Annotated in this window: 12 protein-coding genes; 2 read left to right on the plus strand and 10 right to left on the minus strand. The window is 67.0% G+C overall.

What is annotated here, in order from left to right:
- Nucleotides 1–229 precede the first annotated feature (229 nt).
- Genes AC1D2O_RS21345 through gcl form a run of 3 tightly spaced genes read right to left on the minus strand, consistent with a single transcriptional unit; the run spans nt 230 to nt 3,761 of the window.
- A complete protein-coding gene (locus AC1D2O_RS21345) occupies nt 230–1,132 on the minus strand; it encodes a 2-hydroxy-3-oxopropionate reductase (RefSeq protein WP_478086930.1) in 903 nt (300 codons plus the stop codon).
- Between the two features lie 24 nt (nt 1,133–1,156).
- Nucleotides 1,157–1,936 (minus strand): hydroxypyruvate isomerase, encoded by a 780-nt coding sequence (hyi, locus tag AC1D2O_RS21350; protein ID WP_478086929.1) that lies wholly within the window; start codon nt 1,934–1,936, stop codon nt 1,157–1,159.
- A 31-nt stretch (nt 1,937–1,967) separates the two neighbouring features.
- Nucleotides 1,968–3,761 (minus strand): glyoxylate carboligase, encoded by a 1,794-nt coding sequence (gene gcl, locus AC1D2O_RS21355; protein WP_478157867.1) that lies wholly within the window; start codon nt 3,759–3,761, stop codon nt 1,968–1,970.
- 110 nt (nt 3,762–3,871) lie between these two features.
- Here gcl and AC1D2O_RS21360 point away from each other — a divergent pair, with 110 nt between their 5' ends.
- The gene (locus AC1D2O_RS21360) at nt 3,872–4,774 is read left to right on the plus strand and encodes a LysR family transcriptional regulator (RefSeq protein WP_478086926.1); all 903 of its coding nucleotides are present in this window, start codon (nt 3,872–3,874) and stop codon (nt 4,772–4,774) included.
- 19 nt (nt 4,775–4,793) lie between these two features.
- Here AC1D2O_RS21360 and AC1D2O_RS21365 read toward each other — a convergent pair whose 3' ends face one another.
- The 7 genes from AC1D2O_RS21365 to AC1D2O_RS21395 all read right to left on the minus strand — a co-directional run bounded on the left by AC1D2O_RS21365 (nt 4,794) and on the right by AC1D2O_RS21395 (nt 11,702).
- Nucleotides 4,794–5,984, minus strand: coding sequence for a CaiB/BaiF CoA transferase family protein (locus AC1D2O_RS21365; RefSeq protein ID WP_478086925.1), 1,191 nt, complete (start codon nt 5,982–5,984; stop codon nt 4,794–4,796).
- A gap of 40 nt (nt 5,985–6,024) precedes the next feature.
- The gene (locus AC1D2O_RS21370; protein WP_478086924.1) at nt 6,025–6,906 is read right to left on the minus strand and encodes a LysR family transcriptional regulator; all 882 of its coding nucleotides are present in this window, start codon (nt 6,904–6,906) and stop codon (nt 6,025–6,027) included.
- On the minus strand, nt 6,896–7,387 hold the full coding sequence (locus AC1D2O_RS21375; protein ID WP_478086922.1) for a MaoC family dehydratase: 492 nt from the start codon (nt 7,385–7,387) through the stop codon (nt 6,896–6,898). Before AC1D2O_RS21375 ends, AC1D2O_RS21370 begins: the two co-directional genes overlap by 11 nt.
- Nucleotides 7,388–7,407: 20 nt before the next feature.
- Nucleotides 7,408–8,382 (minus strand): tripartite tricarboxylate transporter substrate binding protein, encoded by a 975-nt coding sequence (locus tag AC1D2O_RS21380; protein WP_478086921.1) that lies wholly within the window; start codon nt 8,380–8,382, stop codon nt 7,408–7,410.
- A gap of 167 nt (nt 8,383–8,549) precedes the next feature.
- Complete coding sequence (locus tag AC1D2O_RS21385) at nt 8,550–9,623, minus strand: AI-2E family transporter (protein WP_478086920.1); 1,074 nt, start codon at nt 9,621–9,623, stop codon at nt 8,550–8,552.
- 49 nt (nt 9,624–9,672) lie between these two features.
- Nucleotides 9,673–10,371, minus strand: a complete 699-nt coding sequence (locus AC1D2O_RS21390) for a GntR family transcriptional regulator (RefSeq protein WP_478086918.1) — start codon at nt 10,369–10,371, stop codon at nt 9,673–9,675.
- 8 nt (nt 10,372–10,379) lie between these two features.
- Nucleotides 10,380–11,702: a C4-dicarboxylate transporter DctA gene (locus AC1D2O_RS21395; protein ID WP_478086916.1), complete on the minus strand. Its 1,323-nt coding sequence runs from the start codon at nt 11,700–11,702 to the stop codon at nt 10,380–10,382.
- Between the two features lie 125 nt (nt 11,703–11,827).
- Between AC1D2O_RS21395 and AC1D2O_RS21400 the strand changes: the two genes are divergently transcribed.
- Complete coding sequence (locus AC1D2O_RS21400; protein ID WP_478157868.1) at nt 11,828–12,433, plus strand: TetR/AcrR family transcriptional regulator; 606 nt, start codon at nt 11,828–11,830, stop codon at nt 12,431–12,433.
- Nucleotides 12,434–12,481: the final 48 nt, after the last annotated feature.

Below are 12,481 nucleotides of genomic sequence, written 5' to 3' on the forward strand. Positions count from 1 at the left end.
GCGGTAGGCCCCGGGCCGGCCGTTGAGGCACCGCCGAGCAGCGCAGCGGTGCGCGGATCAGGGCTCGCGACTGTTTGAGTGGAGCGCAGCGGAGCGAGTTTGAGCGAGACCCCGCGTACCGCGAGCAGCGCAGGGCAGCCGCGAAGCGGCCGGTGACGTCGGCCGGCCCGGGGCCTACCGCCCGCCGCCGACGCCCGCCCACGCCGGCAAGCCCCCGCCCCGATCTCAATCAGCCAGCGTCCGGCGCCACCGGATGCTGCGCCATCGCCTCCAGCGCCCGCACCAGCGCCGAGTGGTCCTCCTGCCCGTACCCCAGCGCCGCGCATGCGTTCATCAGCTGCGCCGCACTCGCGGTCTGCGGCAGCGCCACCCCCAGCGCGCGAGCCCCCTGCAGCGCAAGGTTCAGGTCCTTCTGGTGCAGCGCGATGCGGAAACCCGGGGCGAAGGTGCGCTTGATCATGCGCTCGCCATGGACCTCGAGGATGCGCGACGACGCGAAACCGCCCATCAGCGCCTGCCGCACCTTGGCCGGATCGGCCCCGGCCTTGGAGGCGAACACCAGCGCCTCGCCGACCGCCGCGATGTTGAGCGCGACGATGATCTGGTTGGCCACCTTGCACACCTGGCCGTCGCCGACGCCGCCCACCAGCGTGATGTTCTTGCCCATCTTCTCGAGCAGCGGCCGCACGCGGCCGAAGTCGCTCTCGTCGCCGCCGCACATGATCGTGAGGCTGGCCGCCTTGGCGCCGACCTCGCCGCCCGAGACCGGGGCGTCGACGTAGGCGCACCCGAGCTCGGCGATCCGGGCGGCGAAGCCCCTGGTCGCGATCGGATCGATCGAACTGCAGTCGACCACGGTCTTGCCCTTGGAGAGCCCGGCCGCGACGCCAGCCTCGCCGAACAGCACCTTCTCCACGTCCGGCGTGTCCGGCACCATGATGAAGACGATGTCGGCCTGCCGCGCGACCTCGGTGCCGCTGGCGCAGACCGTGGCGCGAGAAGCAAAGGGCTCGGGGGTCTTGCCGTGGGTATGGACGAACAGCTGGTGGCCGGCTTCGAGCAGGTGGCCCGCCATCGGGGCGCCCATGATGCCGAGGCCGATGAAGCCGATCTTTTGGGTGGTGCTGGACATTGCTTTGGTTTCTTTCATCAGTTCTCAGGAGGTGAGGGCGGTGCGCCAGCCGAGGCCCTCGACGGTCGTTCCGCGCGGCTTGTATTCGCAGCCGATCCAGCCGTCGTAACCCAGCGAATCGATGTGCTTGAAGAGCCATGGGTAGTTGATCTCGCCCGTGCCCGGCTCGCCGCGGCCGGGGTTGTCGGCCAGCTGGATGTGGCCGATGCGCGCCATGTTCTTCGTGAGCGTGTTGCCGAGCTCGCCTTCCATGCGCTGCGCATGGTAGATGTCGTACTGCACCCGCAGGTTGGGCGAGCCGACTTCGTCGAGCAGGGCCAGCGCCTGGTCGGTGCGGCTCAGGTAGAAGCCCGGGATGTCGAAGGTGTTGATCGGCTCGATCAGCAGCCGGATGCCCGCGCTCTGCAACTCCTTCGACGCGAAGCGCAGGTTGTCGACGACGACCTTGCGCGCATCGGACGGTGCCACCCCCTCGGGCAGCTTGCCGAGCAGGCAGTTGACCTGCGGACATCCCAGCGCCGTCGCGTAGTCGATCGCACGGGTCACGCCCTCGCGGAATTCGGCCGTGCGGTCCGGGTGGCAGGCGATGCCGCGCTCGCCGCCGTCCCAGTTGCCGGCCGGCAGGTTGTGCAGCACCTGTGCCAGCTGGTTGTCGCGCAGGGCGGCGGCCAGTTCCTTCTTGTCGAAGGCATACGGGAACAGGTATTCGACGGCCTGGAAGCCCGCCTTCGCGGCGGCCTCGAAGCGCTGCATGAACGGCAGCTCGTTGAACAGCATCGTCAGATTGGCTGCGAACTTGGGCATGTGTTTGTCTCCTGGTCTGTCCCGCAAGGTTTCAGTCGAGCATGGCGGCGGCAATCGCCGTCGGCGCGTCTTCAAGGCCTTCTGCCAGCGCCTCGAACTCGTTGATGGCGTCGATCTCGGTGCCCATCGCGATGTTGGTCACGCGTTCGAGCATCACCTCGATCACCACCGGCACGCTGAACTCGGCCATCAGCTGCTCGGCGCGCTGGATCGCCGGCGTCATCTCTTCCTGCTTGTAGACGCGGATCGCCTTGCAGCCCAGGCCTTCCACCACCTTGAGGTGGTCGACGCCGTAGCTGCGCTCGACGCCGCTGTCCTCGCCGGCATTGATGTTGTCGAAGCCGAGCTGCACGCAGTAGTCCATTTCGAAACCGCGCTGCGCCTGGCGGATCAGCCCGAGGTAGGAGTTGTTCACCACGATGTGGATGTAGGGCAGCTTGAACTGCGCGCCCACCGCCAGCTCCTCGATCATGAACTGGAAGTCGTAGTCGCCCGAGAGCGCCACGATCTTGCGGCCCGGGTCGGCCGCGCGCACGCCCAGCGCCGCCGGAATGGTCCAGCCCAGCGGTCCGGCCTGGCCGCAGTTGATCCAGTGGCGCGGGTTGTAGACGTGCAGGAACTGCGCCGCCGCGATCTGCGACAGGCCGATGGTGCTCACGTAGCAGGTGTCGTGGCTGAAGTTGTTGTTCATGCACTGGTACACGCGCTGCGGCTTCATCGGCACGTCGCCGAAGTTGGTCTTGCGCAGCATCGTCTTCTTGCGGTCGCGGCATTCGCCGGCCCATTCGCGGCGGTCGGGCAGCCGGCCCTGGGCCTTCATCTCCTCGGCCACCTGCACGAAGAGCTCGAGGGCGGCCTTCGCATCCGAGACGATGCCGAGATCGGGCGTGAACACGCGGCCGATCTGCGTCGGCTCGATGTCGACGTGGACGAAGGTGCGGCCCTTGGTATAGACCTCGACCGATCCGGTGTGGCGGTTGGCCCAGCGGTTGCCGATGCCGAGCACGAAGTCGGAAGCCAGCATGGTCGCATTGCCGTAGCGGTGGCTGGTCTGCAGGCCGCACATGCCGGCCATCAGCGGATGGTCGTCGGCGATCGCGCCCCAGGCCATCAGCGTGGGAACCACCGGCACGCCGGTGGCTTCGGCGAAGCGCACCAGCAGGTCGCTGGCATCCGCGTTGATGATGCCGCCGCCGGCCACGATCAGCGGGCGCTCGGCCGCGTTGAGCATGGCGACGGCCTTCTCGACCTGGGCCCGCGTGGCGGCCGGCTTGTAGGGCGCGAGCGGCGTGTAGGTGTCGATGTCGAACTCGATCTGCGCCATCTGCACGTCGAAGGGCAGGTCGATCAGCACCGGGCCCGGGCGGCCCGAGCGCATCAGGTGGAAGGCCTGCTGGAACACCTGAGGCACCTGGCCGGGCTCGCGCACCGTGACTGACCACTTGGTGACCGGCTTGGAGATCGACTCGATGTCGACCGCCTGGAAGTCTTCCTTGTAGAGCCGGGCGCGCGGCGCCTGGCCCGTGATGCAGAGAATCGGGATCGAGTCGGCCCAGGCCGAGTAGAGCCCTGTGATCATGTCCGTTCCGGCCGGGCCGGAGGTGCCGATACACACGCCGATGTTGCCGGCCACGGCGCGGGTGTAGCCCTCGGCCATGTGCGAGGCGCCTTCGACGTGGCGGGCCAGGATGTGGGCGATGCTGCCCTGCTTGCGCAGCGCGGAATACAACGGGTTGATGGCGGCGCCGGGAACGCCGAAGGCCTGCGTCACGCCTTCCTTTTCCATCACGAGCACGGCGGCCTGTGCCGCGGTCATCTTTGCCATGCGAGTCTCCTTGGGTTGAGCTCGACTGTAGGAATTCGGGGCCGTCAGCAGAAGGGGGCGCTGGACCATAAAGCCTATTCCTGGGTGGAATAAGTGAGTAGCATCCGACCATGGACCGACTGTTGGCGATGGAGATGTTCGTGCGCGTGGTGGAGACCGGGAGCTTCTCCAAGGCGGCGCGCGAGTTCAACACCACCCAGCCCACCGTGACAAAGCAGGTCGCGGCCACCGAGGCGCGACTGAAGGCGCGCCTGCTGAACCGCAATACCCGCGGCGTCAGCCTGACCGAATCGGGCGCGCTCTACTACGAGAAATGCAAGGCCATCGTGCGCGACGCCGAGGAGGCCGAGAGCATCGTCCAGCTGCGGCAGTCGCAGGCGCAGGGCTTGCTGCGCATCGGCACCTCGACCGCCTTCGGCCGCCGCATCGTGGTGCCGCTGGCGCTGGAATTCATGGCGCGCCACCCGCAGGTGCAGGTCGACCTCAGTTTCGAAGACCGCTATGTCGACCTGGTGGCGCAGGGCATCGACGTCGCGATCCGCATGGGCAAGCTGGCCGATTCGTCGCTCGGCGCGCGCTTCCTGGGCATGAATCCCTGGGTCATGGTGGCCGCGCCGGCCTACCTCAAGAAGCACGGAATGCCCAAGAAGGCCCAGGACCTGAGCGCCCACGTGGCGCTGATCTACAGCAGCGTGGTCGGCGACGACGTCTGGCACCTGCACACGCCGCGCGGCGAGCCGGTCACGGTGCCGGTATCGGGGCGCCTGCGCTCGAACAACGTCTCGGCGGTGCTGGCCGCCGCGCGCGCCGGCCTCGGCATCGCGCTGATGCCGCGCTACGTGGCGAGCGATTCGCTGGCGTCAGGGCAGGTGAGCGAAGTGCTGGCCGACCACGCGCTGCCCGAGCAGGAGATCCATGCCGTCTTCCCCTCGCCCAAGCTGGTGCCGGGCAAGGTGTCGAGCTTCGTCGCCTTCCTGCAAGGGAGGTTCGGCGAACGCTGGTGGGAGCGCTGACGGGCGGTCGATCGGCAAGTCAGTGCGTGTCGTTGGCGACCCTCTTGCCCGGTGGCTGGATGCCATGCTCCCGCAGGACCGCCTCCGTGTGCTCGCCGAGCGCCGGAACCGCGGCCATCGCCGCCTCGAAGCCCGAGAAGGTCGCTGGCGGCAGCAGCGCGTCGATCTCCCCGACCGGCGTCATGACGCTTCGCCACCGCTGGCGTGCTTTCAGTTGCGGATGGTTCCAGACATCTTCCATGGTGTTCATCGGCGCGTTGGCAATCCGGGCTTCGTCCAGAAGCCGGAGGGCTTCCGACCGGTCGAGCGTGGACAGTCGCTTGACGATGAGCTCGTCCAGCAAGCCCCGGTGGGCGACGCGCTGTGTGTTCGAGGCGAATTCGTCCCGGGTCGCGGTCTCGGGGGAGCCGAGGACCACCTCGCAGAATCTCGACCATTCGCGCTCGTTCTGCAGACCGAAGATGATGCTGCTCCCGTCTCCCACCGGGTACTGGCCGTAGGGCGCGATGGCGGGATGCGAGCTGCCGGCGCGCACCGGTGCGGCACCCCCGTAGTGGCTGAAATTGAGCGGATACGACATCCACTCTGCCAGCGATTCGAGCATCGAAACCTCCACATGCTCGCCACGCCCCGTCCTCGACCGCTGCACGAGCGCGGTCAGGATGCCCGAGTAGGCGTACATGCCGGCCGAGATGTCAGCGATCGATATGCCGGCGCGCGACGGACGATCTTCCGGGCCGGTGACCGAGATCAGCCCCGCAGCGGCCTGAATGAGCAGGTCGTAGGCCCTGGCATCGCGTTCGGGCCCCGTGCTTCCGTAGCCGGAAATGTCGCACACGATCAGGCGGGGGTAGCGCGCCGACAGCGCGCCGAAGTCGAGGCCCATGCGAGCTGTGGCGCCGGGCGCAAGGTTCTGGACGAAGACATCCGCCGAACTCAGAATGCAATGCAGCGCCTCCACGGCCTCGGGCTGCTTGAGGTCCAGGCAGAGGCTTTCCTTGCCGCGGTTCGCCCAGACGAAGAAGGACGACATGCCGCGAACGGTCTCGTCATACCCGCGCGCGAAATCGCCGACCCCCGGCCGCTCGATCTTGATGACCCGCGCGCCCAGGTCCGCCAGTTGCCGGCTGGCGAACGGCGCGGCGACGGCGTGCTCGAGCGCAAGCACCTTGAGTCCATCGAGCGGGCGCGGGGCTTGGCGTGAAGTCATCGGGGAGGAGGAGTGAATGGCCGCGGCGGGGGCAGGGGGGTTACTTCTGGACGACATGGTCGGCGAAAGCCTGCGCGTACTTGGGGAGTTCCGAGAATTTCTGACACACGATCAGATGCTGCCGCAGCGCCCACGGCTCTCCCAGCTTGACGATGGCGATCGTTGCCTCTTCCTGGACTTCGGCCGCGACGGAGCGGGGGATCAGCAGGATGCCGACGTCCTGCTCCACCAGTTGGAGCGCTGCCGCGAAATTCGGCGCGTGGACGCGCACCCGCGGCTGAACGCCCAGGCGCGACGCCATCATCGAGAGGTAGAGAAAGTTGCTGGTCTTGCGGCCCGTTGCGATGAAGTCGAACGCCAGCGCATCTTCCAGCGAGACCTGTAGCCGGGCCGCCAGCGGATGGTGGACGGCGACGGCAAAGACGAGTTCATCGTCCGCGTAGTGCACGGCTTCGAGCCGCCGCAGGTCGACCGGGCCGGCCACGAGGCCGAGGTCCGCGGCGCCTTCGGCCACGGCGGCGACGATCTCGTCGCTGAGCCGCTCGGAAAGGTCGACATCGACGCTGGGATAGGCCGACAGAAAGCGCCCCAGCGTGGGCGTGAGCCGGTGCAGGGTGCTGCTGTTCGCGAAGACCCTCACCGTGCCCTTGACGCCGGAATTGAATCCGACCAGTTCGCCGTTGAGGCGAGCCGCTTCGGCCAGGATCGCCTTGGCGTGCTTGAGCACCACTTCGCCGGCCTGCGTGATCTCCATGCCCTTTTGAGTCCGCACGAACAGCGACACGCCCATGGCTTCTTCGAGGTGCTTCACCCGGTAGCTGACTGAGGGCGCCGAGAGGCAGAGGTCCGACGACGCCACGGTCAGGTTCCGGGACTCGGCGATAGCGACGACGACACGCAGATCGGTCAGTTCATAGCGCATGGTCGGCTCCCTCCGGCCGCTTGCGCAGCAAGTACTTCTGCGTTCCTTCGAGCACCTCGACGCCGTCCTGGTTGACGACGCTCGATCGCATGACCAGCACGCCCGTCGTGCGGCCCGGCACGAGCTCGATCACTTCAAGCGTGGCGTAGAGGGTGTCTCCCACGAACACCGGATGCAGAAAGCGGCTGGACTGTTCGATGAAGGCCTTCAGGGATTCCTCCACCATGTGCGGGAACAGGCCGGCGCCGGCCGCCGTCTGGATCAGCACCTGAAAACCATGGGCCAGCATCTGCGGCATCCCCAGGCGGCGGCAGTACGCCGCGTCATAGTGGATCGGATGGTTGTCTCCGCTGGCCAGCTGGAAAGCCGCGAACAGCGCATCGGTCATCGTTCGCGAGGGCAGGACGAATTTCTCGTGCAGTGAAAAGTCATCGAAGTAGCGCTGTTCGCACATGCGGTGGGCGGCAAAGTCGAAAGCCATGGCGTCGGGTTCCCGGAAGATCAGTCGGCGGCGATTTGGGCCGCCTTGGCGACGCGGCCCCATTTCAGGATCTCGCCATCCAGAAACTCGGTGAGTGCGGCGGGCGAAGGGTTCTTTTCAAGCAGCAGACCCATGTCGTAGGCCTTCGCCTTCAGTTCCTTGTCGTCGAGGGCGTCGCGCAGCGACCGGGCCAGCTTCTCGACGATCGGCGCGGCCGTGCCTGCAGGCGCGAACACCGCGTTCCACGTGTACGCCTCGTAGCCCGCCACCGTTTCCGCGATGGCCGGCGCGTCGGGTGTCTGCGGCAGGCGCTCTTTCATCGACGTGCCAAGCAGGCGGACCGCGCCCGACTTCGCCTGCGCAATGCCCGTGGGCGCGCTGTCGAAGGTGTAGCCGATGTGACCGCCCATCAGGTCGGCGCTGACGGGGCCGTTGCCGCGATAGGGAATGTGCGTGGACTGCAGGTTCGCTTCGTGGTTGAGGAGCGCTGCGCCGATGTGCGATGCACTGCCCACGCCCGCGGAGCCGTAGCTGACTTCCCCCGGATGGGCCTTGAGATAGTCGATGAATTCGCGCATGTTTCGGGCGGGGAACGATGGGTTGACCAGCAGCACCAGCGGCGATCTGGCGGCGAGCCCAATCGGGGTGAACGACCGGATGGTGTCGTAGGGCAGTTTCTTGTTGATGGCCGGGTTCACGGCGTGCGCCACGGTGGTCATCAGCAGCGTGTAGCCGTCCGGCCTGGCCCGGGCCACGGTATCGGTGCCGACGATGGTGCCTGCGCCGGTGCGGTTTTCAACGACCATCGTGGCGTTCATTTGCTTGCCCCATGCGCTGGCGAGCACGCGCGCGAAGGTGTCGGTCGGGCCGCCCGCCGCGTAAGGAATCACCAGGGTGATCGGCTGCCTGGGGTAGCTGTCCTGCGCCCGGACGGCGGGTGCGGCGAAGAAGAAGGCAGCGAGAAGTGCCCATCCCAGGCGCGACGGCAGGTTCATGATGTGTCTCCAGGAGCGTTGTTTTGCGGGGCCGTGAGTGTTGAAGCTCGGCCAGACGATAGCGGCGGCCCTCGGTGCCGGCCAGTCGAATTCTTCTAACGCCGCATTGCGCGCCCATGAACGCGTGGCGTGGGCCGGCGCGTGCCCCACGCCGACGCCCCGGCTCCCTACTGCAAGGGCGGCACGTTGCCGCTGTCCTCTTTCGAGGAGGCGAACAGGTCCCAGGCCGCCATGAACAGCGCCGCGATCACCGGCCCGATCACGAAGCCGTTGATGCCGAACAGCGCGATCCCGCCGATGGTCGACATCAGCACCATGTAGTCGGGCATCTGCGTGTCCTTGCCGACCAGGATCGGGCGCAGGATGTTGTCGACCAGCCCGATCACGAAGACGCCGACGAAGATCAGCACGAAGCCCTTGCCGAAGGCGCCCACGGCCAGGAAGTAGACGGCGACCGGGGTCCAGATCAGCGCCGCACCGATGGCCGGCAGCAGCGACAGGAAGGCCATCAGGACGCCCCACAGCAGCGAGCCCTGCAGGCCCAGGAACGAGAAAGTCGCGCCGCCGATGATGCCCTGCGTCGCGGCCACCGCGATGTTGCCCTTGATGGTGGCGCGGATCACCGTGGTGAACTTGTTCAGCAGGTAATGGGTGTGCGGCTTGGCCAGCGGCAGCGATTCGCGCACCTTCGTCGACAGGTCGGCGCCGTCGCGCAGCAGGAAGAACAACAGGTACAGCATGAGGCCGAAGCTGACGATGAATTCGAAGGTGTTCTGGCCGATCGCCAATGCGTGCGTGGCGATCACCTGGCTGCCTCGCGCGGCGGCTTGCGACACCTGGGCGATCAGCCCATCGACATTGCCAAGACCGAAGCGGTCGAGCAGGCTCAGCGCCCACTTCGGGATCACATCCACCACCTGCTGGAAATACCTGGCGAAGCTGATGTCGCCGGATCGGATCTTCTGCGACACCAGCGACACCTCTTCGACCAGCGACACGGTGACCGCGGTGAGCGGGATGATCACCACCACCATGGCCATCAGCAGCGTGCTGATGGCCGCGAGGTTGCGCCGGCCGCCCATCTTCCTGAGCAGCCGACGATAGATCGGCGTGAACAGGATCGCGAGCGCCAGGCCCCACATCACGGCGCCGAAGAAGGGGAGCAGGATCCAGCCGAAGGCGATCGTGACGGCCGCCAGCAGGAAGAGGAGCGTGCCGCGCTGCAGGGCTGGGGTATTCATGCCGGATCGACTGTAGCCGAAACAGCCGTCCCGCTTGAGGCCAGAGGTGTCAGCGCAGGCCGCGAGGCAATGCCAGCGGCGCCAGTGTCGCCCGCAGGCGCTCGTCGGCATCGGGCCCGGTCGCCACGTCGACCTGCAGCGCCTGCTCGACATTGCCGATGTGGTCCAGCATCAACTGGCGGGCGCGCGGCGTATCGCCGGCCTCGAGCGCCGCCACGATGGCGGCATGCTCGGCGCAGGATTCGGCCGCCTCGTGCTTCGACTGGAACAGCGTGGCCGCCAGCGTGGTGCGCGCCGTCAGGTCGCGCAGCACGTCGCAGAGCAGGCGGTGGCCCATCTGGTCGGCCAGGCAGACATGGAAGTCGGCCAGCAGGAAGGCGCGGGTGGCAGCGTCGGCGCCTGCGATGGCGCGCTTCTCGTCGGCGATGTGCTCGCGCAGCTTGCGGATCACCTTCGAGAGCGGCCGCCCGGCTTCGGCCAGGATGCCGGCCTCGACGATGCGGCGGGCCGCGAAGGCATCGCGCGCTTCCTCGGCCGAGGGTTCCACGACGTACCAGCCCCGGCGCGACTGCACCTCCACGAAGCCGCGGGCCTGCAGCTGCATCAGGGCCTCGCGCACCATGGTGCGGCTGACGCCGAAGTTCTCCGCCAGCGCCTGCTCGCCGAGCCGCTCGCCGGGCGCGAGCTTCTGCGCCAGGATCGCCTCGACCACGCGTTCGGCGATGTGGGTGGGCGTGACGTCGGTCATCGGCTTGCTCAATGGGCTGCCGAAACGGCGGCCGGCGAGCCCGGCTCGGCCAGCGGCTCGTCCTCGGGCGAGTGGGTGCCGTTGAGCACCGCATGGGCCCGCTCGCGGTCGATGTCGCCCTCCCAGGCGGCGATCGCGACCGTGGCGACACAGTTGCCGACCAGGTTGCCGAGCGCCCGGGCGATGCCCATGAACCAGTCGACCGACAGCACCAGCACCAGCCCGATGGCCGGGATTGCCGGAATCGCGTGCAGCGTGGCGGCCAGCACCACGATCGCCGAGCCCGGTACGCCGTGCGCGCCCTTGGAGGTGACCAGCGCGATCGCCAGGATGGTCAGCAGGTCGGCCATCGAGATCGGGGTGTTGGTCGCCTGGGCGATGAACACCGCTGCCAGCGTGATGTAGATCGAGAAGGCGTCGAGGTTGAACGAGTAGCCGGTCGGGATCACGAGGCCCACGGTCGAGTCGCGGATGCCCATGTGGCGCAGCTTGGCCATGATCTGCGGCAGCACGCTGTCCGAAGAGGTGGTGGCGAAGACGATCGTGAGTTCCTCGCGCAGGTAGCGCAGCAGCTTGACCAGGCTGAAGCCCGAGAAGCGCATCACCAGCCCGAGCACCACGAAGACAAAGAACAGCACGGCGAAATAGAACAGCGCGACCAGCATGCCGAGCTGCTTGAGCGAGCCGATGCCGTACTGGCCGACCGTGAAGGCGATTGCGCCCAGCACGCCCAGCGGCGCCAGCTTGATGATGATGCCCATGATCTTGAACAGCACCAGCGAGAGCGCATCGACCACCGCGCCGACCGGCCGGCCGCGTTCGCCGAGCAGCGACAGCGCGCAGCCGAACAGCACCGCGAACAGCAGCACCTGAAGCACGTCGCCGGTCGCGAAGGCATTGACCACCGTGGTCGGGATCAGCTTCATCAGGAACTCGACCGTGCCGCCGCTGGTCAGCTTGTCGGCGTTCGAGGCATAGGCGCTCATGGCCGCGGGGTCGAGCTTCGACGGATCGACATTCATGCCCACGCCGGGCTTGAAGACGAAGGCCAGCACCAGTCCGAGGGCCAGCGCGACCGTGGTCAGCACCTCGAAGTAGATCAGCGCCTTGACCCCGACCCGGCCGACGCGCTTCAGGTCGCCCGCGCCGGCGATGCCATGCACCACGACGCAGAACACCAGCACCGGAATGATCATCTTGATCAGCTTGATGAAGCCGTCGCCGAGCGGCTTGAGCTTGACGGCGAAGTCGGGAAAGAAGAGGCCCGCGACGACGCCGAGCACCAGCGCGATGACCACCTGACCGAAGAGCGATTTGGCGAAACGTGGCATGGGGGTTCCCTGTGTAGGTTTGCATGCAAGCTTCACGTTGTCTTGCATACAAGCAATGTAGGCAAGATTCACCGAAATGCCCTGAGGGTATTCCCGGAATCGGGTCACTGGCCTCCGAGAACTGTATGATGCGCATCATGCGAAAAGGAAAGCCCAATGCCAGAGCCGCAGCCAAGGATGCCACGCACGAACGCATCGTGGCCGTGGCCGCCCGGGCGATCCGTCGCAGCGGATACGACGGTACCGGGGTCGCGGACATCATGAAGGAGGCCGGCCTGACCCATGGCGCCTTCTATTCCCACTTCACCTCACGTGAGGCCATGTTGGCCGAAGCGGCAGGCAGGGCATGCGCGGAGTCCACTGCCGCCGTGGCCGACGTTGTGGCCAGCGTGCCCCGCGGCATGGCATTGGCATCCATGCTCAGCGCCTATCTCTCCAGGGAGCACTGTGAGCAGGTCGACACGGGATGCCCCCTTGCCGCGCTGGGCTCCGAGACGTCACGCCAGGCTTCCGATGTGCGTCGAGTGACGACGCGCCACATCAAGGAAATGATCGACCTGGTAGCCCGCCAGTCGCCGGACTGGGGACAGCCCGGTGCCCACGAACGGGCCATCGTGACCATCGCCACCATGGTGGGCGCTTTGCTGTTGTCACGCGCAGTCGATGAGCCAGATCTGTCTGACGAATTGCGCGAGGCCGCGCTCAAGCACCTGATCGCTGCGGGTCACTGAAAGCCACCGATGGATCGTGCTTATTTTTTCGTCTATTCACATGATGAT

It is taken from the genome of Variovorax sp. P1_G12, from assembly GCF_056405555.1.

What these genes read in the sequence shown, in the direction of transcription:
- AC1D2O_RS21345 (WP_478086930.1), bottom strand. Translation starts at nt 1,132, where the DNA reads ATGTCCAGCACCACCCAAAAGATCGGCTTCATCGGCCTCGGCATCATG.
- hyi (WP_478086929.1), bottom strand. Translation starts at nt 1,936, where the DNA reads ATGCCCAAGTTCGCAGCCAATCTGACGATGCTGTTCAACGAGCTGCCG.
- gcl (WP_478157867.1), bottom strand. Translation starts at nt 3,761, where the DNA reads ATGGCAAAGATGACCGCGGCACAGGCCGCCGTGCTCGTGATGGAAAAG.
- AC1D2O_RS21360 (WP_478086926.1), top strand. Translation starts at nt 3,872, where the DNA reads ATGGACCGACTGTTGGCGATGGAGATGTTCGTGCGCGTGGTGGAGACC.
- AC1D2O_RS21365 (WP_478086925.1), bottom strand. Translation starts at nt 5,984, where the DNA reads ATGACTTCACGCCAAGCCCCGCGCCCGCTCGATGGACTCAAGGTGCTT.
- AC1D2O_RS21370 (WP_478086924.1), bottom strand. Translation starts at nt 6,906, where the DNA reads ATGCGCTATGAACTGACCGATCTGCGTGTCGTCGTCGCTATCGCCGAG.
- AC1D2O_RS21375 (WP_478086922.1), bottom strand. Translation starts at nt 7,387, where the DNA reads ATGGCTTTCGACTTTGCCGCCCACCGCATGTGCGAACAGCGCTACTTC.
- AC1D2O_RS21380 (WP_478086921.1), bottom strand. Translation starts at nt 8,382, where the DNA reads ATGAACCTGCCGTCGCGCCTGGGATGGGCACTTCTCGCTGCCTTCTTC.
- AC1D2O_RS21385 (WP_478086920.1), bottom strand. Translation starts at nt 9,623, where the DNA reads ATGAATACCCCAGCCCTGCAGCGCGGCACGCTCCTCTTCCTGCTGGCG.
- AC1D2O_RS21390 (WP_478086918.1), bottom strand. Translation starts at nt 10,371, where the DNA reads ATGACCGACGTCACGCCCACCCACATCGCCGAACGCGTGGTCGAGGCG.
- AC1D2O_RS21395 (WP_478086916.1), bottom strand. Translation starts at nt 11,702, where the DNA reads ATGCCACGTTTCGCCAAATCGCTCTTCGGTCAGGTGGTCATCGCGCTG.
- AC1D2O_RS21400 (WP_478157868.1), top strand. Translation starts at nt 11,828, where the DNA reads ATGATGCGCATCATGCGAAAAGGAAAGCCCAATGCCAGAGCCGCAGCC.